The organism is Dactylosporangium sp. NPDC051087 (genome assembly GCF_055586325.1).
Genome location: NZ_JBVJIJ010000004.1, coordinates 245,811 through 269,355, shown reverse-complemented (window position 1 = coordinate 269,355; position 23,545 = coordinate 245,811). Strand labels below are relative to the sequence as shown.

Here is a 23,545-nt window from a genome sequence, read left to right as displayed (position 1 = left end):
GCCTCTAGACCCCCAACTGCTTCGCGATGATCTCGTTCATGATCTCCGTGGTCCCGCCGCCGATGCCCATGATCCGAGCGTCCCGGTAATGGCGCTCGACCTCGGCGTCGCGCAGATACCCGAGGCCACCGTGCAGCTGCACGGCCTGGTCGACGACGTGGTCGCAGGCCGCGACCGCCGTGTTCTTCGCCATCGCCACCTCCGTAACGAGTCGCTCGCCACTTGCGACACGTGTCGCGGTGTGTCGCACGTACGTGCGGGCGACGTCGACCTGCCTGGCCATCTCGGCGATGCGGTGCTTGACCAGCTGCCGGCTCGCGAGGGGGCGGCCGAACGTGTGCCGGTCGCGCACCCAGGCGAGGGTCAGGTCGAGGCAGCGCTGCGCCGTCGCGTAGCACTGCACGGCGAGGGAGAGCCGCTCCGCCGCGAAGTGCCGCAGCAGTTCATGGATTCCGCCGGCGTCGTGTGTACGGGGGACGCGGACGTCCACAAAGGACAGCTCGGCGGTGTCGGAGCAGTGCCAGCCCATCTTCTCCAGGGTCCGGGTGACGGTGAAGCCCGCCGCCTTCTCGACGACGACGAGCCGCACGCCGTCCTCGGTCCGCACCGCGGTGGTGGCGAAGTCGGCCCGGGCGCCGCTGGTGATGAAGAGCTTCGTGCCGTTGACGACGTACGAGTCGCCGTCGGGCTTCGCGGTGGTGCGGATTCCGGCGACGTCGGATCCGCCGTCGGGCTCGGTGATCGCCAGGCAGCCGATCAGCTCGCCGCGCAGGGTCGGCCGGACGAACCGGTCGATGAGGTCACGGTCGCGGGTGCCGACGATGTGCGGCAGCGCGATGCCGTGCGTGAACAGCGCCGCGATCAGGCCGGACGAGCCGCCCGACTGGATGATCTCCTCGGTGACCACGATCGAGTCGAGCAGGTCGCCGCCCTCGCCGCCGACCTCCTCCGGGAAGCCGATCCCGAGCAGGCCGATCTCCGCCGCCTTGCGGTGCACCTCGCGAGGGACCTCGCCGGCCCGCTCCCAGCCGTCGAGGTGCGGCACGATCTCCCTGCGGGTGAAATTTCGCACCAGGTCCCGCAGTTCGGGCTTCGCGAACGGGTCGATCATGGGATCGGCTCCTGGTGCGCAGCATGGGGGGTGTGGGGTGGCGCAGCCCCCCTCGGAACCGCTGGCGAAGCCAGGGGAGCTGGAAACAGCTCGTCGGGGATGTCGACGACGCGGGAGCGCAGCCACTCGCCGAGCGCCTTGCCCTGCGGGTCGAACCTGGTGCTCGCCGCGACCCCCTCGCCGAGGATGCCGTGCAGGACGAAGTTGAGCGCACGCAGATTGGGCAGCTCGTATCGGCTGACGTCGCGCACCTCGGGCAGCAGCTCTCGCAGCCTGTCCTCGGTGAGGGTCTCGCGCAGCCAGGCGTAGGCCTCGTCGGAGCGGGCCCAGACGCCGATGTTGGCGTCGCCGCCCTTGTCGCCGGACCTGGCGCCGAACAGTGTTCCCAGCGGCACTTTCATCGGACCTCCACCTCGGTGCCGTCGGGGAGCACCGCCACCTGCCGGACGGCGTCGCGCGGCACGAGCTGCGACCGGAACACCCCGAACGGTGTCGCGTCGCCGGGCGGGCTCGTCAGGGTCAGGCCCGGGTAGGAGGCGAGGGCGAGCTCGACGGCGGCCTGGGAGAACACCCTTCCGGCGGCCTTCGGGTCGGCGCTCTTGACGTGCACGGCCAGCAGGGCGCTCGCCCGCTGCTCGTCGTCGGCGTCGGGATGGTCGGTGCGGGCCAGCCGGAACTCCAGGTCGCCTGCGATCCGCCGGCGGAGCTGCCGCTCGACCAGGGCGGCCTTCTCCTCGATGTGCAGTCCGCAGAGGACGAAGGTCATGCTGTTGCGGAAGCCGGCGAGCGTCGGCGTGCCGATCTTCAGCGTGTCCGGTGGCGGGCTGCCCTTGACGTCGCTCACCGCGACCCGGTCGCTGCCCTGCTGGGTGAGCCGGATCGTGTCGAACCGCGTGGTGACGTCGGGCCCGAGATATTCGGGGGCGCCGATCTCGTACAGCAGCTGCGCGGTGACCGTGTCGACGGTGACGGCGCCGCCGGTGCCCGGATGCTTGGTGATGACGGACGCGCCGTCCTCGTGCAGCTCGGCGATGGGGAAGCCGGGATGGTCGAGGTCAGGCAGCTCGGTGAAGAAGGCGTAGTTGCCGCCGGTCGCCTGCGCGCCGCACTCCAGGACGTGCCCGGCGACGGTGGCGCCGGCGAGCGCGTCGAGGTCCCCGGGCCCCCAGCCGAAGTGGGCGATGCCGGGCCCGACGACCAGCGAGGCGTCGGTGACCCGGCCGGTGACCACGATGTCCGCGCCGGCCCTGAGGCACTCCGCGATGCCGTTGGCGCCGATGTACGCGTTGGGTTCGCCGGCGGTCACGTGGGCGACCTTGGCCGTGGTGATCGCCTCGATCGCCTTCCTCAGGCCGGCGGGGTTGAGGCCGCCGGCGTTGGTGACGATCTTCGTGCCCGTGTCGAGGGCGGTGCCGATGAAGCCTTCGAGCTGCCGCAGGAACGTCTTGGCGTAGCCGGTGGCCGGGTCCTTCATCCGGTCCTTGGCCAGGATCAGCATGGTCAGCTCGGCGAGGTAGTCGCCGGTCAGCACGTCGAGCCGGCCGCCGTCGAGCATCTCCTGCCAGGCGGTGGCGCGGTCGCCGTAGAAGCCCGAGGCGTTGCCGATGCGGATCACTGCCTCGGCTCCCTCTTGTCTCCGGGTGGCCCCGCGAACGCCTGGGCGAGCGTCGTCCATTCCCGTGCCTCGTCGCCGGTGGCCTGCAGGGCGAGGTCCGCCGGGTGGCTGCGCTGGGTCACCAGCAGGCAGAAGTCCTCGGCCGGGCCGACGACCCGGTTGGGTGCGTCTTCTGGGCCGAACGTCCACAGGTCACCGTCCACCGTGGACAGCTCGACCCGGAACGGGCCTTGCGGCGCGCTGCGGCCGTGGCTGAGGAAGCTGTGCCCGATCGTGCGGAAGCCGATGTTGGCCACGTGCCGCAGTCTTCGCGTGGGCCGGCGGTGCTCCTGGGCGTCGACGCGGCCGGGGAACGTCTCGGCCACGTCCTGGCCGTGCGCCCACGTCTCCATCATCCGGCCGGTCGCGGTGGACAGCGGCGACATCGCGGTGCCGAACCAGGGCAGCTTCCGGTCCGCGGGATGCGCTCTCAGCGCCTTGGCGAGGGCCTCCCGGCCGTCCCGCCAGCGGCGCAGCAGCTCCTGCGGCGGCGCGATGTTGTCCGCGGCCGCCCGGTCCACGATCGTGGACGGGTCCTCGATCGCGCTCATCTGCCGCACGAAGCCGGCCGGGTCGGTCGCGGCGAGCGTGGCCACCGTGTCGGTCCAGTGCAGGTGGGCGATCTGGTGCGCGACCGTCCAGCCCTTCGCGGGCGTCGGCCGGCTCCAGTCCTGCCCGTCGAGCGCCGACACCAGCCGGTCGAGCGCCGCGGACTCCGCTTCCAGGTCGTGCAGGACGTCGTCCAACGTCACCATCTCAGGCTCCCAGAATCATCGTGAGCTGCACCTTCCACGCGGCCAGGAGCTGGGCGCGGCGGTGGCTGTCGTCGGTGAGCAGGTTGGCGACGCCGAGGCCGCGCAGGAGGTCCAGCGTCGCCTGCACTGCCTCGCGGACGCCCGGCCGGCGCTCGTCGGCGCCGAGGACCTCGACCGTGAGGCGGTGCATCTCCCGGCCGACGCGGGCTTCGAGCGGCACGAGCGCGTCGCGCAGCTCTGGATCGGTGCGGGCGGCGACCCAGACCTCCAGGGCGGCGACGAACAGTGGCCCGGTGAACGCGGTGGCCAGCATGTCCAGGACCTTGTCGAGGCGCTCGTCGCGGTCGCCGGTGAGCTCGGCGGCCTCCTTGCGGATCTCGTCGGCCCGCCGCTCGGCGAGGTGCGTGACGGCGGCCAGGACCAGGGCGGCGCGCGTGGGGTAGTGGTGCAACTGGGCGCCGCGGGAGACCCCGGCGCGCTCGGCGATGACCGTGGTCGTCGCGCCGGACCAGCCGTGCAGGACGAGACAGTCGACCGTCGCCTCCAGCAGGCGCTGCTGGGTGGCGCGGCTGCGTTCCTGCTGCGGCTTGTTTGCGCTCACGCCCTCGAGGGTGCTCGTCGAAAAACAAACAGTCAAGCCTGATTTTTTTGCTCGCAAGCAAAAAGGCACGCGGCGGGCGTGCCTTTTTGGGGTGTCGTGTCCGGCTTTACACGCGGGCGCGGCGCGCGAGGCGCTCGGGGTCCATGATGATGACGCTCTTGCCGTCCAGGCGGAGCCAGCCACGGGAGGCGAAGTCGGCGAGGGCCTTGTTGACGGTCTCGCGGGAGGCGCCGACGAGCTGCGCCATCTCCTCCTGGGTCAGGTCGTGGTTGACCCGCAGGACGCCGCCGTCGCGGGTGCCGAAGCGGCCCGCCATCTGCAGCAGGGTCTTCGCCACGCGGCCGGGCACGTCGGTGAAGATCAGGTCGGCGAGGGCGTCGTTGGTCCGGCGCAGCCTCCTTGCGAGGACCCGCAGCAGCTGCTCGGCGATCTCGGGCCGGTTGGTCAGCCACGGGCGCAGGGCCTGCTTGCGCAGCCGGGCGAGGCGCGTGTCGAGCACGGCCGTGGCGGTCGCGGTGCGCGGACCCGGGTCGAACAGGGACAGCTCGCCGACCATGTCGCTCGGGCCCATCACGGCGATCAGGTTCTGCCGGCCGTCGGCGGCGCGGCGACCAACCTTGATCTTGCCGGACAGCACGATGTACAGACTGTCGCCCGGCTCGCCCTCGCTGAACACGATCTCGCCCTTGCGGACGTCGATCGTCTCCATCTCCTTGGCGAGGGATTCGGCAGCCTCGGGCTCGACGCCCTGGAAAATGCCGCTGCGGGCCAATACCTCGTCCATCGCGTCCACCTCGAATCCGTTGGCGTGTCACTCGCCATGAGCAATCACGCGAACGTCAGTTTATGCACACGCCGATAGTGTCGCGGGCGTCGGGCAGGATGCTCACGATACATGCCGACCTGCGGCGCGGCGTCCTTCAAAGGTACTGGTGACGCACCGGAACCGGACGGTCACGGCGTCGCGGGGGTGCGATATGTTCGCCCCGGGGCGACTCGACCCCGCCGGACTTTGATCTCTGGGGTGGGAAGCGCATGACGGTCTATGGTGGTCCGCCGAGCGACCCGTCCCCTTGGCCGGACGATCGCGAGCAGCCCCCACACGATCAACCGCCAGCGCGCGGGCAGGGTTACGGCCGGCCCGGTCCTGATCCTCGCGGCGCCGACCAGCAGTGGGCTCCGGACCCGCGCGGCGCTGACGGCCGCTCGTCCGACCCGCGCGGTGCCGACGGACGGTCTTCCGATCCGCGTGGCGCTGACGGGTGGTCTTCCGATCCGCGCGGCGGCGGGGATGGGCGTCGGGGCGACTGGGGCGCGGAGCCAGGGACGGCCGCTTGGGGGTCCGACGCCGGTGCCGCCGCCTGGGGTGGCGACGGCGGGCGCGGTGCCGACCCGGCGACGGCCGCCTGGAGCGCCGACACCAGGCCGGGCGACCCGCGCGGCGCCGAGCTGCGCGGCGGAGACTTCCGGGCGGCGCAGCAGCCGCCCAGCGCGTGGGCCCCTGAGGACCACCGCACCCCGCAGCCTCCTTCGGGCCCGGCCTTCGGCGGCGGCGCGCAGGGCACGGCGTCGGTCTGGGGGAGCGCGTCCCCGACCGGTTCGCTGTTCGACCCGGCGCGGGGTGCCGCGGCGCCCGGCCGTGACGGCGGCGGTCCCCAGGCTCGGGGCTCGGCCTCGCCCTCTTCCTTCGACCCCTCTTCCTTCGACCCGGGTTCCTTCGACTCCGGGCCGCAGGCTCGCGGCAGCGCTCAGCCGACCGGCTCGTTGTTCGACGCGGGCGCGCAGGGCACCGGCCCGGTCCGCGGCGGCGCTCAGCCGGGCGGGCCGATGTTCGACGCCGGTCCGCAGGGGTCCGCCCCGGTCCGCGGCAGCGCGCAGCCGACGGGTTCGATGTTCGACACCGGTGAGCGGGCCACGGGTCAGGCCCGTGGCAGCGCCAGGCCGGGCGGCACCTATGGCGCCGCCGCCGTGCCCGGCGCCGCCCCCGATCCGGCCGGTCCGGTCCGCGACCCGGGCGCCTTCCAGGACGGCCCGCCGCAGGGCACGTTCCGCGATTCGGGTCCGCAGGCCACCGGCACGTTCCGCGACGGCGGCCCGCAGAGCACCGGCACGTTCCGCGACGACGGCCCCCAAGCAACCGGCACGTTCCGTGACGCGGGTCCGCAGGGCACTGGCACGTTCCGCGACGCGGGGCCGCAGAGCACCGGGACGTTCCGCGACGGCGGCCCCCAGGGCACCGGGACGTTCCGCGACGGCGGCCCGCAGGGCACGGGCACGTTCCGTGATGCGGGTCCGCAGGGCACTGGGACGTTCCGTGATGCGGGGCCGCAGGGTGCCTTCCGGGACGGTCCGCCGTCGCCGGGGCCGCTGCGCGAGCCGAATCCTCAGGCGACGGGCACGTTCCGGGACGCCGACCTGCAGTCCACCGGGTCGTTCCGGGACAGCGGGCCGGCCGCCGGTGGGATGTTCGCGGCCGGCGGGCCGCCGAGCGGCCCGGCGTATGGCGAAGGACCCGCGTATGGCGACGGTCCCGGTTACAACGACGGCCCGGCCGGTCCGACCTTCGGCGCCGGGCAGTCCACGGGCCCCGTCTACGGCGGCCAGGCGACCGGCCCGGTCTACGGGGCCACGCGGGCGCCCGACCCGGGCGCGACCCGGGGACCCGAGGACCTGTTCGCGGCGCAGGCGTATCAGCCCGAGGAGCGCGCGGGGCGGCGGAAACTGCCGCTGCCGGGGGAGAACCCACCGCCGCGGGGCGGAAACGGCCGGCGCACGGCGATCATCCTGGGCGCGCTCGCGGCGCTCGTGATCGGCGCCGGGACCGCGGGCGCGGCGACGTTCCTCGGCGGCGACGACCCCGAGCCGGGCAAGAGCCAGCCGCCGGCGGTCGCGCAGCCGGGCAGCGAGGCGGCCACGCCGGGCGGGACGTCCGCGCCCGCCGGGGCCGGTGCCGGCACGGAGGTCACGATGACCGCCACCGGTGACATCGTCATGGGCATGGCGCCCAACGGGCTGCCACCCAACAACGGCAAGGGCTTCTTCGACCCGGTCAAGGAGTTCCTCACCGCCGACTTCCAGATGGGCAACCTGGAGCAGGTGCTGACGGACGACACGGGCGTCGGCAAGTGCTCGGCCGAGTCGGCGGGCAAGACGTGCTTCGCGTTCCGGACGCCGCCGTCGTATGTCAGCAACCTCAAAGACGCCGGGTTCCACATGATGACCATGGCCAACAACCACGCCTACGACTTCGGCGAGGTCGGCTACAAGAACTCGCAGAAGGCGATGGACGGCGCCGGCATCAAGTACACCGGCTGGCCGGGGCAGATCTCCGTCGGCGAGGCGAAGGGCCTGAAGATCGCGGTCGTCGGGTTCGCGTCGTACAAGTGGTCCAACCTGTGCAGCGACCTCTCCGCGGCCGAGACGGTGATCAAGGAGGCCGCGACCAAGGCCGACCTCGTCGTCGTGCAGGTCCACCAGGGCGCCGAGGGCTCCGACAAGACGCACACCAAGCCGGGCACGGAGTTCTTCCTCGGGGAGAACCGGTGCGACACGATCGCGTTCGCGCACAAGGTGATCGACGCCGGCGCGGACCTGGTCGTCGGGCACGGGCCGCACGTCATGCGGGCGATGGAGTTCTATAAGGGCCGGCTCATCGCCTACAGCCTCGGCAACTTCGCCGGCTACCGCGCGCTGAGCTACAACGGCACCGTCGGCATCGGCGGCGTGCTCAAGGTGACGATGACCGGCGACGGCACGTTCAAGAGCGGCTCGCTGACCGCGACCTACATGGTGGCGCCGGGCCTGCCGAAGCCGGACCCGAAGAAGCAGGCGATCCCGTTCGTGTCCAACCTGACGAAACAGGACTTCCCGACCACGGGCGCCAAGATCGCCGCCGACGGCACCATCACGCAACCGGCGGGCTGATCCGAGCCGTCCAGCAGACCGCCTGGCGGGGCCGAGCCGGCCTCGCCGGGCGGCGACGTATCGTCGGAGCGTGACAGAGACTGCGCTGGGGCTGAAGCGGCGCGCCCGCAGGATGGGGCGGGCACTCGCGGAGATCCATCCCGACGCGCACTGCGAGCTCGACTTCACCACGCCGCTGGAGCTCGCCGTCGCCACGATCCTGTCCGCGCAGACCACCGACGTGCGGGTCAACCAGGTGACCCCGAAGCTGTTCGCGCGCTACCCGGACGCCGCCGCCTACGCGGCCGCGGACCGCGTCGAGATGCAGGACATGCTGCAGCCGCTGGGGTTCTTCCGGAACAAGACCGACTCGCTGATGAAGCTCGGCCAGGCGCTGGTCGAGCGGCACGACGGGCAGGTCCCCGGCACCCTCGACGCGCTCGTCGCGCTGCCCGGGATCGGCCGCAAGACCGCCAACGTGATCCTCGGCAACGCGTTCGACGTGCCCGGCATCACCGTCGACACGCACTTCCAGCGGCTGACCCAGCGGTGGCAGTGGACCAGGGAGACCGACCCGGTGAAGATCGAGACCGCCGTCGGGGCGCTGATCGAGCGCCGCGACTGGACCATGCTGTCCCATCGCGTGATCTTCCACGGGCGGCGGGTCTGTCACGCCCGCAAACCGGCCTGCGGCGCCTGCACACTGCGGCGCGACTGCCCGTCGTACGGGATAGGACCCACCGACCTCGAATCGGCGCTCGCCCTGCTGAAGGGCCCCCGCGTCGCCGAGCTGACCGAGCTGGCCCTGGCCTCATGAGCCGCTTCGTCGCCGCGGCGCTGGCCGCCGTTCTCGCTCTCTCCGCCTGTACCGCGGCCGCTCCCGAAGCCGATGACGTGGCCGCGGCGCCGACCGGGCCGCCGTGCCTGAGCCCGGTCGAGTCGCCGTCCCCGGCCGTCACCGGTGGCAAGCCGCTGCCCGCGATGGCCGTGCGGTGCTTCGACGGCGGCCGTTACGTCGACGCCGCCCAGCTCGGCACCGCGCCGACGATCCTCAACCTGTGGGGGTCGTACTGCGAGCCCTGCCGCACCGAGCTGCCCGCGTTCCAGCGCTTCGTGACCGCGGCCGGCGGCAAGGTCCGCGTCATCGGTGTGGTCGTGAAGGACTCGCGCACCGGCGCGCAGTCCGTCATCGACGACAAGCAGCTGACGTTTCCGATGCTGGAAGACCGCGACCAGCAGTTCTCCGTCGCGTTGAGCCAGGCGGTGGGCAGGCCGCTCGTCTCGCTGCCCGCCACGCTCTTCGTCGCACCGGGAGGCCGCGTCGTCCACACGTACCAGGGCGAAGCTCTCGACGAGCAGAAGATCCGTGCCCTCACCGCCGAGCACCTGGGGATCGAGGTGCCGGCGTGAGTGACCTGCCAGACTGGCTCGAGCCGCTCCTGACCCGCCTCCGGGACACCGAGGCGGGCGACTTCACGCGCCTGCCCACACCCGACGGCGAGGGCCAGCGGCAGAGCGCGGTCCTGGTCCTCTTCGGCGAGCAGCCGGACAGCGGCCCCGACATCCTGATGCTCCAGCGGGCCGCGACGATGCGGAACCATGCCGGGCAGCCCGCGTTCCCGGGCGGGGCCGTCGACCCCGAGGACGCCGACACGATCGCGTGCGCGCTGCGCGAGGCGGAGGAGGAGGTCGGGCTCGACCCGGCCAGCGTCGAGGTCGTCACGACCCTGCCGACCCTGTGGATCCCGGTGAGCAACTTCCTCGTCACGCCGGTGGTCGCGTGGTGGCGCTCGCCGCACCCCGTCGGGCCGGCGGATCCGGCCGAGGTGGCCCGGGTCGAGCGGCTGCCGATCCGCGATCTGGTCGACCCGGCGAACCGGCTGCGGCTGCGTCACCCGAGCGGATGGATCGGCCCGGCGTTTCGGATACACGACATGTTGGTGTGGGGCTTCACCGCCGGAGTGGTCTCCACGCTGCTGGAACTCGGCGGATGGGCGGTCGACTGGCCGACAGACCGGGTTGAGGAACTGCCGGCACCTGGTGCCGCCACCGTAGGCTGAATACGTGTCTGGCAGCGTGATCGATATCGTCCTAGTGCTCCTCGTGGTGATGTTCGCCGTCAACGGCTACCGCCAGGGGTTCCTCGTTGGTCTGCTGTCATTCGCCGGGTTCTTCGGCGGTGCGCTGCTGGGCCTGCAGATCGGGCCGCGGATAGCGGAGTTCTTCGACGACGACCCGATCCGGGTCGTCGTCTCGTTGGCGGCCGTCTTCGGCCTCGCGGTCGCCGGCCAGGCCCTCGCCAGCTTCGTCGGCAACCGGCTGCGCAGCGCGATCGTCAACCGCACCGCGCAGGGCGTCGACAACGCCGGCGGCGCGGTCGTCTCCGTCGTCGCGGTGCTCGTCGTGGTCTGGCTCGTCGCCGCGCCGCTGAGCCAGTCGTCGCTGCCGTGGCTGGCCAGCTCGGTGAGCAACTCGTTCATCCTCAACGGCGTCGACAAGCTCATGCCGCAGCAGGCCGACCAGCTCTCCGCCGCGTTGCGCGACACCGTCGACACCCGCGGCTTCCCCGACGTGTTCGACGGCCTCTCCCCGACCCGCGTCCGGGAGGTCGAGGCCCCCGACCCGAAGCTCGCCGGCTCCAAGCTGGTGAAGGACTCGGAGCGGTCCGTCGTCAAGGTCCGGGGCATCGCGCAGAGCTGCTCCCGGCGCATCGAGGGCTCCGGCTTCGTCTACGCCACCGACCGCGTCATGACCAACGCCCACGTCGTCGCGGGCACCAAGTCGACCACGGTCGAGGTCAACGGCTCCCAGAAGAAGGCGATCGTCGTCGCGTACGACCCCGACCGCGACCTCGCCGTCCTCTACGTCAAGGGGCTGAACGCGCCGGTCATGCCGTTCGCCACCAAGAAGGCCGAGACCAACGCCGACGCCATCGTGATCGGGTATCCGCTGGACGGGCCGTACAACGCGCAGTCCGCCCGCATCCGCGACCACCGCGACATCACCGGCCCCGACATCTACGAGGACGGCAAGGTCACCCGCGAGATCTACACGATCCGGGCCCTGGTCCGCAGCGGCAACTCCGGCGGCCCGCTCGTCTCTCCCGACGGCACGGTGCTCGGCGTCATCTTCGCGGCGGCCGCCGACGACCCGAACACCGGCTTCGCCATCACCGCCGACGAGGCCGCGGTCGTCGCCGAGGCCGGCAAGTCCCACAACGACCCGACCGGCACCGGCAAGTGCGCGTGACGTGACTTTTGCGCTTGCGCGCTTGCGCGTGAGGGTGGCTTTGCGCGCTTGGGCGTGACGTGGCTTTGCGCGCTTGCGTGTGACGTGGCCTTGCGTGCTTGGGCGTGACCTGGCCTTGTGCGTGACGCGGTCTTAGAAGTGCCGTGCGTGCCTGGCCCGGTGCCTGGCGAGGACCACGCCGGCGCCGGCGACGAGGAGCAGCAGCGTCACGGTCAACCCGATCGTGACGCTCGACGCCATGTCGCTGTCCTCCTCGTCCGCGGTCTGCCTGGCCCCCGCCAGCCCGGCGTACTCGTCGGCCGGCAGCGGTGCCGCGCCACCCTCGTGCGCCGGCGGCGCTGCCGAGACGCTGGGTTTGGCAGGCTTACCGCTCTCCGCCTTCGGCGCCGTCACCGTCAGCGGGTTGGTCGCCACCTCCGCCACGGGCTCGCGCAGCGCCTTGAGCGGGTCGACCTCGCCGTACCCGAACTGGTCGTCCCGCCCCTCGGGCCCCAGATCCCGTGCCGTGCCGATCAGCCGGTTGATCACATTCGCGGCGCTCATCGTCGGGTACTTCGCCCGGATCAGCGACGCGGTCGCCGCCACCAGCGGCGCGGCGAAACTGGTCCCGGAGACCTGCCAGTACCCACCGCCGGGCCGCGCGCCGGTCAGGTTGTCGGCGGGCGCGGTCAGCACGGTCTCGGGGCCGGTCAGCGAGCCTTCCCACAGCCCGTCGCCCCCGCCGCCCTGCCCACCCGTCTGCGACGGGCTCACCGTCGGCTGCCCGCTCGGCTGCGCTTTCCCGCCGCTCAGCCCGGCCACGGCGACGACGCCCGGCTCGCGGGCCGGGTACCACACCTCATGGATCGACGGGTCCGTCGCCACGTTGCCCGTGCACGCCACCACCACGACGTCCCGGGCGGCCGCGTACCGCAGCGCGTCTGCGATCGCGTCGCTGTGCAACGCCCCGCCGAGCGACAGGTTGAGCACCTTCGCCTTGTGGTCGACGGCCCACCGGATGCCTTTGGCGATGACGCCCGGGTCGTCGTACTTGTTCAGCTTGTCGAGCACCCGTACCGGCAGGATCTTCGCCCCGGGCGCGATACCGGCCACTCCCGCGTTGTCGTCCGCCCGCCCCGCGATCAGCCCCGCGACCGTCGTGCCGTGCCCGACCGGGTCCTTCCGCCCGTCACCGCCGTCGACGAGGTCCACGCCCGGCAGCACCTGCCCAGCGAGGTCGGGATGCCCCGCATCGACCCCGCTGTCCAGGACCGCCACGATCACCCCACTGCCCGTCGACACCTTCCAGGCGTCCCTCGCATCGAGCTCGTTGAGCTGCCACTGCGACGACCTGGCCTGATCCGCCTCCGCCGGCTGCGCCACAACCAGGCACACCAACAGCGCAAAGACCGCCGTAACAAGGCCACGGGCGGCGGCACGGGGGAGGAGGACGGGTGCGATGGCCCCATTCTGGACCGTGTTGGCAGGGTCTGTCAGCCTCCCACCCCCACACCCGGACGATTCTTAACCAGCCTCTAAACGTCCCCTGCGAAACCGCTCTCCCGCCCGCCACCGACTGAACCCTTGCCCCTGCTGACCCAGCACACTCGGCTGCTCCGACCCGAACGAATCGCGCCCGCGCTCGTGCGCGGCGGTCAACGGAGGAGGCCGTAGAGGCCCAGGACGGCGCAAGCGAGTGGAATGGCTGAGACCAGGCAGAGGACGTCCAGGATGTCGGCGGTGCGGCCGGCGTACGGCGACAAAGGCCGCAACGCCGCCCTCGCCCCCATCAGCGCGACAGCCAGACCGCCCCCGGCGATGATCGAGGCCAGCACCGCCGTCGGTGGGGCGGCGAAGGCCAGGACCGTGAGCGCGCACCCTCCCGAGACGAGCAGCGGAACGCGGTGCCGGACCGTGACGAACATGCGGGCCCGTAACAGCAGGGCCAGTCCGGCGACGGCGACCAGGACCAGGCCCGACACGTCGCGGGAACGGGTGAGCACGGCCGCGGCCACCGCCGCGGTCAGTCCGATGCCCAGGAGCATGCCGGTGAGCATCTCGTCGGTGCGGGCAACGGCCGCGAACACGCGGTCGCGGTCCGGTGGCGCGCCCAGCCCGTCGCCGGTCGCGGTGAGGTCACCGGGCAGGGCGACGACCGGCATGGGCAGCTTGCCGAGGCGGATCGCGAGCAGCGGCGTGCCGGCCACCGCCGCGATCACGGTCGCGAGGACCACAGCCGCGGCCGCGGCGGGTCGCAGTTGCATGGCCAGGAACGCGCCTGCCGCGCCGAGCAACGCGGTCGTGGCCGCCGCGACGAAGAGCCGCAGCAGGTGCGCCACACCGGCCCCGGCCAGCAGCGAGGCGACGAGCAGCGCGGTGCAGCCCAGCAGCGCCCGACCCGAGGCGCCGGCGAGCGGAGGGGCGGCGAGCCAGCCGAACGCCGCCGCGAACGGCAGGCCGAACGCGGCGACGGCCGCGCCGGTCAGCGCGTCGCCATAGGCCCTGGAGGCGACCGTGCCGGTGAGCGTCAGGACCAGAGCGGTGACCGCCGCGACCAGAGGCAGGTCACCGCGGACCGTTGCCGCGAGCGCGACGACCAGGCCGGCACCGGCGGCGATGAGGGCCGCCGCCCGGGTCGCGGCGGGGCTCCACGCGACGCCCTGACGGCGGGCACCGGCGGCGATCGCGTCGACCACGTCGTCGAACTCGAGGTCGGGCCAGCTCTCCCGGGCGGGGACCAGATGCAGGACCGCGCCGTCGCGGACCTCTTGGCCGGCGAGGCCGGTCGTGGTGGACAGGGCGGTGCCGTCGCCGCGGCGCAGGAGCCAGCCACCGTGGCGCTCGCCGTCGTCGGCGAGGCCGACCCCCGCATGCTGCAACAACTCGGGCAGGAGCTCCACCAGCGGGACGGCGTCGGGCAGCGCGACGTCGACTCGCCGCTGTGGCGAACTGATCGTCACGCGGGCCAGACCTGGCGATGCTGCGGGCATGGGTCAGAGGTACCACGATCAATGGATCAATGTCGGCCCGCGATGCCGTTTTCGACGCTGTGTGAAGAACTCGTCACTCTGGATGCAACCGGCGCCCAGCACCCCCGCGCAGGTTTTACAGTCCCTGGCATGAGCACGGTCGTCGTCAATCGGTCGCCTCGGCGCCCGGCGCCCGAGATCCCGAGCGGTGAGCTGGTTGTCCAGGCACCGCCCGAGATCCCGGCCGCGCCGGCGTCGCGCTGGCAGCAGATGGTCCAGGTGGTGCCGATGCTGACCGGCACCCTGGCGACCGCGCTGCTGTTCGCCGGGCGCGACGGCGGCACCTATTCGTATGTGATCGGTGCGGTGTTCGGCTTCTCCACCCTCGGCATGCTGCTGACGTCGGCCGGCGCGGGAGGCGGGCCCAAGAAGGCGGAGATGATGGCGGCGCGCCGCGACTATCTGCGCCACCTGGCGGCGCTGCGACGGCAGGTCCGCGACACGGCCACAAAGCAGCGCGCCGGGCTGCACTACCGCCATCCCGATCCGGGCTCGCTGTGGTCGACGGTCGACAGTTTCCGCCTGTGGGAGCGGCGCCCGACCGACGGCGACTTCGCGGTCGTGCGGGTCGCGGTCGGCCCGCAGACCCTCGCCACGCCCCTGCACCCGCCCGTGACCGGCCCGCTGGAGGACCTCGAGCCGCTGACGGCAGGAGCGCTGCGACGGTTCCTCGACACCTGCTCGGTGGTGCCCGAGCTGCCGGTGGCGCTCTCGCTGCGCAGCTTCGCAAGGGTCCATCTGAGCGCCGAGGCTCCCGATGAGGCCTCCGCCGCTTTGGTACGAGCCGTGCTCGCGCAACTGGTCGTGTTCCATGCGCCGGAAGATCTGCTGGTCGCCGTGTGCGCGGGTCCGCACCGCCGCGAGCGGTGGGAGTGGACGAAATGGCTGCCGCACGCCATGCATCCGACCCGCACGGACGGGGTCGGTCCGGTCCGGCTCGTCGCGGGATCGGCGGTCGAGCTGGAGGGGCTGCTCGACGACCTGCTCGCCAACCGGGGGAGGTTCGCCGCCGAGCGGGCCGCGGCGCAGCGTTCCGCGCCGCACATCGTCGTCGTGCTCGACGGCGGAGACCTGGCCGGCAGCGGCCATCTCGGCACCGCGGGCGGCGTCGACGGGGTCACGCTGATCGACCTGGACGGTGCGCCGTCGCGGCTGCCCGATCGGACCGCGATCGTGCTCGACCCGTCGGACGGGCGGCTGGTAACCACGTCGGTGGTCGACGACGGAGACCCGGCAAGCCCTGGCGAATCCGTCGGCGTTCCCGACGGGCTGTCGGGCGCCGAGGCCGAGTCGATCGCCCGAAGGCTGGCCCCGCTCCGGTTGGCGGTTGTTGGGCGGACCGACGCCGACAACGCGAGAAGGGAAACCGGCGAGGACCTCGCGGCGTTGCTGGGGCTCGACGACCCGTGGTCGCTGGACGTGGCGAGGGCGTGGGCGCCGCGCCCGCATCGGAACCGGCTGCGGGTGCCGATCGGGGTCGGACCGCAGGGGCAGCCGGTGGAGATCGACCTGAAGGAGTCCGCGCAGGACGGGATGGGGCCGCACGGGCTGCTCATCGGCGCGACCGGATCCGGCAAGTCGGAGCTGCTGCGCACCCTGGTGCTGGGCCTCGCCGCGACGCACTCGTCGGAGACGCTCAACTTCGTGCTGATCGACTTCAAGGGCGGGGCGACGTTCGCGCGGCTGGACCGGCTGCCGCACGTCGCCGCGTTCATCACCAATCTCGAGGCGGAGCTGCCGCTGGTCGACCGCATGACCGACGCGATCAACGGCGAGGTCGTGCGGCGGCAGGAGCTGCTGCGCCGCGCCGGGGACTACGACTCGGTCCGCGACTACGAGCGGGCCCGCGCCGGGGGAGCGCCGCTCGCGCCGCTGCCGAGCCTGCTGGTGATCTGTGACGAGTTCAGCGAGCTGCTGGAGGCCAAACCGGACTTCATCGACCTGTTCGTGCAGATCGGGCGGGTCGGCCGGTCGCTGGGTGTGCACCTGCTGCTGGCGTCGCAGCGACTGGAAGAGGGCCGGCTGCGAGGCCTCGACACGCACCTGTCGTATCGGGTGGGGCTGCGGACGTTCTCGTCGCTGGAGTCGCGCACGGTGCTCGGCGTGCCCGACGCGTATGAGCTGCCACGCTCGCCCGGGCACGGCTATCTGAAGTCCGGCACCGAGCCGCTGGCCAGGTTCAAGGCGGCATACGTGTCGGGTGCCCACCACCAGCCGCGCCGTCCGGGTGCGGGCGGGGGCGAGGGCCGGCGCGTGCTGGTGTATGACACCCGCTTCGCCCCACCGGTCGTGCCGCGGGAGGAGCCGGCCGAGCCGACCGGCACCGCGAGCCTGCTCGACATCCTCGTGGACCGGCTGGCCGGGCAGGGCGTCCCCGCGCACCAGGTGTGGCTGCCGCCGTTGGCCACCTCACCGGCGCTCGACGAGCTGCTCGGCCCGGTCGTGGTCGAGGCGGGGCGCGGGCTGGGCGTCGCCGATCCGCGGCTGCGCGGGGCGTTGCAGGTGCCGGTCGCGCACGTCGACAGGCCACTGCAGCAGCGCCGCGACGTGCTGTGGCTCCACCTCGACAGCGCGCACGGGCACGTCGCGGTCGTCGGCGGCACGCAGAGCGGCAAGTCGGCGGCGCTGCGCACGCTGATCATGGGACTCGCGCTGACCCACACGCCCGCCGAGACCCAGGTGTATTGCCTCGACTTCGGCGGCGGGCAGCTGCTCGGCCTGCGGGACCTGCCACACGTCGGCGGGGTCGCCGGCCGGCTCGACCCGGCCGCGGTCCGCCGCACGGTCGGCGAGGTCGCGGCGCTGCTCAACGACCGGGAGCGACGCTTCGCCGAGGCGGGCGTGGACAGCATGGCGACGTATCGGCGCCGGCGCGCGACGGTCAGCGCGGCCGCCGTGGACGACGCGTGGGGCGACGTGTTCCTGGTGATCGACGGCTGGGCGACGGTCCGCGGCGAATTCGAGGACCTCGAGAGCACGATCACCGACATCGCGACCCGCGGTCTGTCGTATGGCATCCATGTGGCGGTCTCGGCGTCGCGCTGGATGGACTTCCGGCCGGCGCTGCGGGACCTGCTCGGCTCCCGGATCGAGCTGCGGCTCGGCGACGAGAGCGACTCACTCGCGCCGCGCAAGGCCGCCGCCAACGTTCCGAGGGACGCGCCAGGCCGTGGCATCACGTCCGACGGACTGCACCTGCTGGTGGCGCTGCCGGCGCTGACCGCGGTGCCACCCGCGGTGGTCGGGTCCCCGCCAGCGGGGGTTCGGCCTGCGGGGGCGCCGCCGGTTACGGCGAGCGGTGATCAGACCGCCCTGGTCAGAGCGGTGGCGGCGGCGTGGGACGGTCCGCCGGCGCCGCGGGTGCGGATGCTGCCGGCGCTCGTGCCGCACGCGGCCATGATCGGCGACCGGGCAGGTTCCGGCGATCCGCTCGACCTGCCGGTCGGCATCGCCGAGTCCGACCTGCGTCCAGCCCGGGTCGACTTCGGCGTGGAGCCGCACCTGCTGGTCTTCGGCGACGCGGGGTCGGGCAAGTCGACGCTGCTGCGGGGCCTGGCCACGACGATCGGTGGGCGGTTCGCGCCGGAGGAGGCGAGGATCGTGCTCGTCGACCACCGGCGCAGCCTGCTCGGCGCCGTGCGCAGCGAGCATCTCATCGGCTACGGCACCGGCGCGCAGCAGACGGAGGATCTGATCGCGTCGGTGGCGTCGTACATGCAGCGGCGGCTGCCCGGGCCCGACATCACGCAGGACCAGCTGCGCAGCCGGAGCTGGTGGACCGGGCCGGAGTGCTTCGTGCTGGTCGACGACTACGACCTGGTCGCCACCGGGGCGGGCAACCCGCTCGGGTCGCTGCTGCCGTATCTCGCCCAGGCCCGCGACATCGGCCTGCACCTGGTTGTGGCCCGGCACAGCGGCGGCGCGTCACGGGCGTTGTTCGAGCCGGTGCTGCAACGGCTGCGGGAGCTGTCCTCGCCTGGCCTGCTGCTGTCCGGGGACCGGGAGGAGGGCGCCCTGCTCGGCAACGTCCGGCCAGGACCGCTGCCACCCGGCCGGGGCTGGCTGGTCACCCGCCGCGACGGTGCGCGCCTGATCCAGGTCGCACACGTCGAGGCTGACTGAAACGCACCCTGCCGCGTCGGATCCGAAATCGTGCGGCCGTGTCTGAGAATGCCGGTTGCGTCTGTGACGCCCGGGCACGCCGCAATTGTCAGACCTTGAGCGCGCCGGGCCGCGGCGGGAGAAGCGCCGCGGCCGGAGCGGCGTCTTATTCGGTCGCGTGCGCGTTCGGGGCGACGCCCGGGTCGTGATACGTGCCGTTCGCGATCGCCTCCTGGTAACGCTTGCGGGAAGCGGCGATCTCGGCCTCGGCCTCGACCCGCCCGACCCACGTCGCGCCCTCGACGCTCTTGCCCGGCTCCAGGTCCTTGTAGACCTCGAAGAAGTGCTGGATCTCCAGCCGGTCGAACTCGCCCAGGTGGTGGATGTCGCGCAGGTGCTCCAGGCGCGGGTCCTCGGCGGGCACGCACAGGACCTTGTCGTCGCCGCCCTTCTCGTCGGTCATGCGGAACATGCCGATCGCCCGGGAGCGGATCAGGCAGCCCGGGAACGTCGGGGACTGCACCAGCACGAGCGCGTCGAGCGGGTCCTCGTCCTGGCCGAGCGTGCCCTCGATGAAGCCGTAGTCGGCCGGGTACTGCGTCGAGGTGAACAGCGTCCTGTCGAGCCGGATCCGGCCGGTCGCATGGTCAACCTCGTACTTGTTGCGTTGACCTTTCGGGATTTCGACCGTCACGTCGAAGTCCATCTGATGACTCCTCACCCTCGCACCGCTGCGCCGACCATTAGTCTCCCTGACAGCACCATGGTGAAGAACGGGGAGGGTCCGTTGGCGAGGGAAAGACCACAGGTTGGCACTGTTGTCGCGGCCGTCGCGCTGGTCGTGGCGCTCGTCGCCGCGCTCGCTTCGGTGTACGCCGGACCCCACACCATCCGGTTCCTAGGGCTCGTCGACTCGGACGAAAAGGCCAAATGGGCCGCTGGTGTCACGCCCGAGCTGCCACCGGCGGTACTGGCGGCGATGGACAGCCAGGCCCCGCTGCCGTCGCCGGAGGGAGTGAAGAATGCCATCGGCGCGTTGCTGACGGCTCCCGCGCTCGGCCCCCACATCACCGCCTCCGTGGTGGACGTGGCGACCGGCCAGGTCCTGTACGCCTCGGAGCCCGACGCGGCGATGACGCCGGCCTCGACGACGAAGATCGTGACGGCGGTGGCGGCGCTCGCCGCCCGCGGTCCGGCGTATCGCATCCCGACCCGGGTCGTGGCCGGCGCCCAGCCGGGCGAGGTCGTGCTCATCGGCGGCGGCGACCCGACCCTCGCCGTGTTCCAGACGCCGTACTACCCGGGCGCGGCCCGGCTCGACGACCTGGCCGGTCAGGTGAAGAAGGCGCTCGGCGACACCGTGCCGAGCAAGGTCGTCTACGACATGTCGCTCTTCACCGGATCCGGGATCGGGCCGGGCTGGGACTCCGACGCCACCACCGGCGGGTCCGGCGCGGTGATCACCCCGCTGATGACGGAGGGTGGCCGGCCGAACAGCGGGCAGTACGCGAAGCGCTACGCGCAACCAGACGTGCAGGCGGCGCAGGCGTTCGCGAAGATGCTCGGGCTGCCGGCGAGCGCCGCGGTGGCCGGCACCGCGCCGGCCGGGGCCAAGGAGCTCGGCAAGGTCGAGTCGGCGCCGATGCTGCGCCTGGTGGAGTCCATGCTGCTGCAGAGCGACAACGTGCTCGCCGACATCCTCGCCCGGCAGGTCGCGCTCGCCAAAGGCCAGCCGGCGTCGTTCGAGGGCGGTGCGGCGGCGATGCGGACGGTACTGGAGGAGCTGAACCTGCCCGTGACCGGATACGGACTGGTCGACGGCAGCGGATTCTCCCGCAACGACAGGTTGTCCCCGGCGCTGCTGACCACGCTCCTGGCGATGTCCGCCCGCTCCGACCGGGCCGATCTGCACGGCATCTTCGGTGGGCTGCCGGTCGCCGGGTACAGCGGCACGCTCACCGGACGGTTCGTCAAACCCCAGGAGGGGGCGAGCGCGGCGGGCGTGGTCAGAGCCAAGACCGGCACGCTCACCGGGGTCAACTCCCTCGCCGGGATCGTCGTGGACGCCGACGGGCGGACCCTGGCCTTCGCGTTCATGGCCGACCAGACCACCGACCGGGACACCGCGGTGGTCGCGCTCGACCGGGTCGCCGCCGCGCTCGCCGCCTGTGGCTGCCGGTAGTCGACCCGTCGCCGACGGTCGACTCCGGGTCTTCTCAGCAGCAGCCGGTGGTCGTGCGCGGGTACGGTGGGTTCATGGCGCAGTTCGTCGATTGGGATCTGGCCGCGGCAACCGCTGCGGCGTTGGGCAAGAGCGGCCCTGCCGTGTCCTACGAGGAGGCCGCCGCCGCAGTCACCGACCTTCGGGGACTTGCGGACGAGGCGACCGAGCACGTCAGCTCCTTCACCGGCCTGCGCACGAAGATGCTGGCACCGCCGGTGCGCATCGTCGACCGCCGCGACTGGGCGGCGACCAACATCGAGGGCCTGCGGCAGGTCATCCAGCCGCTCGCGGAGCGGCTCGCCGGCGGCAAGCAGCCGGGGCCCGTCGCCAGCGCGATCGGGTCGCGGTTCACCGGCGTCCAGGCGGGCACCGTCCTGGCATATCTGTCGGGCAAGGTCCTCGGCCAGTATGAGGTGTTCTCCGCCGACCCCGGCCAGCTGCTCCTGGTCGCCCCCAACATCGTGGAGGCGGAGCGCCGGCTCGGCGCCACCCCGCGCGACTTCCGGCTCTGGGTGTGCCTGCACGAGGTCACCCACCGGGTCCAGTTCACCGCGGTCCCCTGGATGCGGGGCTATTTCCTGGGTGAGGTGGGCGCCTTCGTCGACGCCTCCCAGCTCAACCAGGACCAGCTCGCCGAGCGGGTGCGGCGCGGCATCGGCGCCCTCGCCGACGTTGTCCGCGACCCCAACAGCAAGGTCTCCGTGCTCGACCTGGTCCAGACCCCCGCTCAGCGGGCCGTCCTCGACCGGCTCACCGCGCTCATGACCGTCCTGGAGGGGCACGCCGAGTTCGTCATGGACGGTGTCGGCCCTGACGTCGTGCCGTCGGTGGAGGACATCCGCGCCAAGTTCAACCGGCGCCGCGAGTCGACCACCAACCCGCTCGACCGGGTCCTGCGCAAGCTGCTCGGTGTCGACGTGAAGATGCGTCAGTATGCCGAGGGCCGCAAGTTCGTCCACGCGGTCGTCGAGCGCGTCGGCATGGACGGTTTCAACAAGATCTGGCAGTCGCCGCTGACCATCCCGCGGCTCGACGAGCTCGGCGACCCCGACGCCTGGGTCGTCCGGGTGCACGGCGCGAGCGCGCTGCACCGGCCCGTCATCGTCCCGCCCGCGCCGCCCGCCCCGCATGCCGCCGCCTCCTCGCCGGCGAAGGCCGCCGTGGTCGAGGCCCCACCGGCGCCCGTGCCGACGGTGGTGGAGCCGGTCGAGGCCGAGGCGGGGATCGCGGAATCCACCGAGGTGGCGGGCCTGTCGACGGATGAGATCGCGGCGTCCGCTCCGGTCACCGCCGCGGCCGCCCCGGTCGCGACGGCGTCCGCTCCCGCTGCCGAGTCCGCTCCGGTCACCGCGGCGGCGACGACGGTCGCTGGAGCCGGCATCCCGCCGGCCGAGGCTGCCGCTGTGCCGGCTCAGGCGGGCGCGGTCGAGGCCCCGCCGGCGCCCGTGCCGACGGTGGCGGAGCCGGTGGAGGCCGAGGCGGGGATCGCCGGGTCCACCCAGGTGGCGGGCCTGTCGGCCGATGAGGCCGCGGTGCCTGCTCCGGTCACGACGGCGACGACGGCGGTCACCGCTGACGACTCGGCACCGTCCGGGACCGCGAAGACCGCCGAGGCCGCGAAGACCGCCGAGACCGCCGAGACCGCTGGGACTGCAGAGGCCGCTGGGACTGCAGAGGCCGCTGGGACTGCAGAGGCCGCTGGGACTGCAGAGGCCGCTGGAACCGCAGAGGCCGCTGGGACCGCCGGAGGTGTTGCCGGCTCGTCCGGCGGCGGCGATGAGGCGGAGCCCGCCGAGGTTGAGCCGCAGGTGGCCAAAACCGGTGCGGTAGCGGACAACAGCAGCACGACCAGCAGCGCCGCGGACAGCAGCACAGCCAGCAGCGCCGCCGGCGGCGGCGGTGACCGTGGCGACGTGGACGGTGAGGGCCAGCAGAAGCCTGCCAAGCCCGACGTGACCGGCTGATCGGGGATGGCCGCGCTCGCGCCGGCCGTGGCCGCGGTGCGTGCCGCGGTCCGGCGTGGGCTGGCCGGGGTGGCGCCGGGTGACACGGTGCTGGTGGCGTGCTCCGGTGGGGCCGACTCGTTGGCGTTGGCGGTGGCGGCCAGGTTCGTCACGCAGCGCATGGGCACGCACTGCGGGCTGGTGACGGTCGACCACGGGCTGCAGGACGGCTCAGGCGACCGGGCCGCCCAGCTGGCGGGGTGGGCGCGCGAGCACGAGTTCGACCCGGTGGACGTCCGGACCGTCAAGGTCGGCGGGCACGGCGGGCCGGAGGCGTCGGCTCGCAACGCCCGGTATGCGGCCCTCGTCGCCGCGGCGAAGCACCACCGGGCGGCGCTGGTCCTGCTGGGCCACACGCGCGACGACCAGGCGGAGACGGTCCTGCTCGCGTTGACGCGCGGGGCGGGGCCGCACGGGCTGGCGGGCATGCCGGCCAGCCGGGAGCGGCAAGGGGTGGTGTTCGCCAGGCCGCTGCTGGACGTGCCACGGGCCGACACCCGGGCGGCGTGCGAGGTGGCGGGGCTGACGCCGTGGGAGGACCCGCACAACACGGACCACGCGTATGCCAGGTCGCGCGTACGGCCGCTGGTGGCGGCCCTCGGACCGGCCGTGATCGGCAACCTCGCCCGCACGGCGGGGCTGATCGCGGCGGACACCGAGCACCTCGACGAGCTGGCCTCGGACGCGTTCGACAAGGCCGTCGCGGGGGACGAGCTCGACGTCGCGCAGCTGGTTCGGTTGCCCGCGGCGGTACGGACGCGGGTGCTGCACGCGTGGGCGCGGCGGCTCGGGGTGTCCGGCGGCGCGCTCTCACACCGCCACGTGGTGGCGATGGACGCGCTGGTCACGGACTGGCACGGGCAGGGTCCCGCGGCGCTGCCGGGCGGGTTGCGGATCGCCCGGCAGGGCGGCAGGCTGCGCCGGATCGCTTAAGAT

Annotated in this window: 15 protein-coding genes and 2 pseudogenes; 9 read left to right on the top strand and 8 right to left on the bottom strand. The window is 72.8% G+C overall.

Going from position 1 to position 23,545, the window contains the following annotated elements; translation table 11 throughout:
- Positions 1-4 precede the first annotated feature (4 nt).
- The 5 genes and pseudogenes from ACZ6TV_RS10240 to ACZ6TV_RS10220 form a co-directional block, all read right to left on the bottom strand.
- Positions 5-1,111, bottom strand: coding sequence for an acyl-CoA dehydrogenase family protein (locus tag ACZ6TV_RS10240; protein ID WP_465296829.1), 1,107 nt, complete (start codon positions 1,109-1,111; stop codon positions 5-7).
- Positions 1,108-2,786: pseudogene (locus tag ACZ6TV_RS10235) on the bottom strand (acyclic terpene utilization AtuA family protein). Before ACZ6TV_RS10235 ends, ACZ6TV_RS10240 begins: the two are co-directional and overlap by 4 nt.
- On the bottom strand, positions 2,723-3,520 hold the full coding sequence (locus ACZ6TV_RS10230) for a TIGR03084 family metal-binding protein (RefSeq protein WP_465296828.1): 798 nt from the start codon (positions 3,518-3,520) through the stop codon (positions 2,723-2,725). Before ACZ6TV_RS10230 ends, ACZ6TV_RS10235 begins: the two are co-directional and overlap by 64 nt.
- Before the next feature lies 1 nt (position 3,521).
- A complete protein-coding gene (locus ACZ6TV_RS10225) occupies positions 3,522-4,121 on the bottom strand; it encodes a TetR/AcrR family transcriptional regulator (protein ID WP_465296827.1) in 600 nt (199 codons plus the stop codon).
- Positions 4,122-4,227: 106 nt separating this feature from the next.
- On the bottom strand, positions 4,228-4,905 hold the full coding sequence (locus ACZ6TV_RS10220) for a Crp/Fnr family transcriptional regulator (protein WP_033363643.1): 678 nt from the start codon (positions 4,903-4,905) through the stop codon (positions 4,228-4,230).
- A gap of 1,943 nt (positions 4,906-6,848) precedes the next feature.
- Between ACZ6TV_RS10220 and ACZ6TV_RS10215 the strand changes: the two genes are divergently transcribed.
- Genes ACZ6TV_RS10215 through ACZ6TV_RS10195 form a run of 5 tightly spaced genes read left to right on the top strand, consistent with a single transcriptional unit; the run spans position 6,849 to position 11,273 of the window.
- Positions 6,849-8,045, top strand: coding sequence for a CapA family protein (locus ACZ6TV_RS10215; RefSeq protein WP_465297013.1), 1,197 nt, complete (start codon positions 6,849-6,851; stop codon positions 8,043-8,045).
- Between the two features lie 22 nt (positions 8,046-8,067).
- A complete protein-coding gene (gene nth, locus ACZ6TV_RS10210) occupies positions 8,068-8,841 on the top strand; it encodes an endonuclease III (protein ID WP_465297012.1) in 774 nt (257 codons plus the stop codon).
- Positions 8,838-9,434: a TlpA family protein disulfide reductase gene (locus tag ACZ6TV_RS10205; RefSeq protein WP_465296826.1), complete on the top strand. Its 597-nt coding sequence runs from the start codon at positions 8,838-8,840 to the stop codon at positions 9,432-9,434. Before nth ends, ACZ6TV_RS10205 begins: the two co-directional genes overlap by 4 nt.
- Positions 9,431-10,084 (top strand): NUDIX hydrolase, encoded by a 654-nt coding sequence (locus tag ACZ6TV_RS10200; protein WP_465296825.1) that lies wholly within the window; start codon positions 9,431-9,433, stop codon positions 10,082-10,084. Before ACZ6TV_RS10205 ends, ACZ6TV_RS10200 begins: the two co-directional genes overlap by 4 nt.
- A 4-nt stretch (positions 10,085-10,088) precedes the next feature.
- Positions 10,089-11,273 carry a MarP family serine protease gene (locus tag ACZ6TV_RS10195; protein ID WP_465296824.1) on the top strand — a complete coding sequence of 395 codons (1,185 nt, stop codon included), beginning with the start codon at positions 10,089-10,091 and terminating at the stop codon, positions 11,271-11,273.
- Between the two features lie 132 nt (positions 11,274-11,405).
- Here the strand turns inward: ACZ6TV_RS10195 and ACZ6TV_RS10190 are convergent, their stop codons facing one another.
- Positions 11,406-12,635: a S8 family serine peptidase gene (locus ACZ6TV_RS10190; protein ID WP_465296823.1), complete on the bottom strand. Its 1,230-nt coding sequence runs from the start codon at positions 12,633-12,635 to the stop codon at positions 11,406-11,408.
- A 272-nt stretch (positions 12,636-12,907) separates the two neighbouring features.
- Positions 12,908-14,242, bottom strand: a complete 1,335-nt coding sequence (gene eccD / locus ACZ6TV_RS10185) for a type VII secretion integral membrane protein EccD (protein WP_465296822.1) — start codon at positions 14,240-14,242, stop codon at positions 12,908-12,910.
- A gap of 129 nt (positions 14,243-14,371) precedes the next feature.
- Here eccD and eccCa point away from each other — a divergent pair, with 129 nt between their 5' ends.
- A complete protein-coding gene (gene eccCa / locus ACZ6TV_RS10180) occupies positions 14,372-18,403 on the top strand; it encodes a type VII secretion protein EccCa (protein ID WP_465296821.1) in 4,032 nt (1,343 codons plus the stop codon).
- Between the two features lie 145 nt (positions 18,404-18,548).
- Here eccCa and ACZ6TV_RS10175 read toward each other — a convergent pair whose 3' ends face one another.
- Complete coding sequence (locus ACZ6TV_RS10175; protein WP_465296820.1) at positions 18,549-19,088, bottom strand: inorganic diphosphatase; 540 nt, start codon at positions 19,086-19,088, stop codon at positions 18,549-18,551.
- A gap of 81 nt (positions 19,089-19,169) precedes the next feature.
- Here ACZ6TV_RS10175 and dacB point away from each other — a divergent pair, with 81 nt between their 5' ends.
- From dacB to tilS, 3 genes and pseudogenes are all read left to right on the top strand, one after another.
- Positions 19,170-20,564: a D-alanyl-D-alanine carboxypeptidase/D-alanyl-D-alanine endopeptidase gene (dacB, locus tag ACZ6TV_RS10170; protein ID WP_465296819.1), complete on the top strand. Its 1,395-nt coding sequence runs from the start codon at positions 19,170-19,172 to the stop codon at positions 20,562-20,564.
- A gap of 74 nt (positions 20,565-20,638) precedes the next feature.
- Positions 20,639-21,682, top strand: a pseudogene (locus tag ACZ6TV_RS10165) (zinc-dependent metalloprotease); the annotation flags it as partial.
- Between the two features lie 894 nt (positions 21,683-22,576).
- Complete coding sequence (gene tilS, locus ACZ6TV_RS10160; protein ID WP_465296818.1) at positions 22,577-23,542, top strand: tRNA lysidine(34) synthetase TilS; 966 nt, start codon at positions 22,577-22,579, stop codon at positions 23,540-23,542.
- Positions 23,543-23,545: the final 3 nt, after the last annotated feature.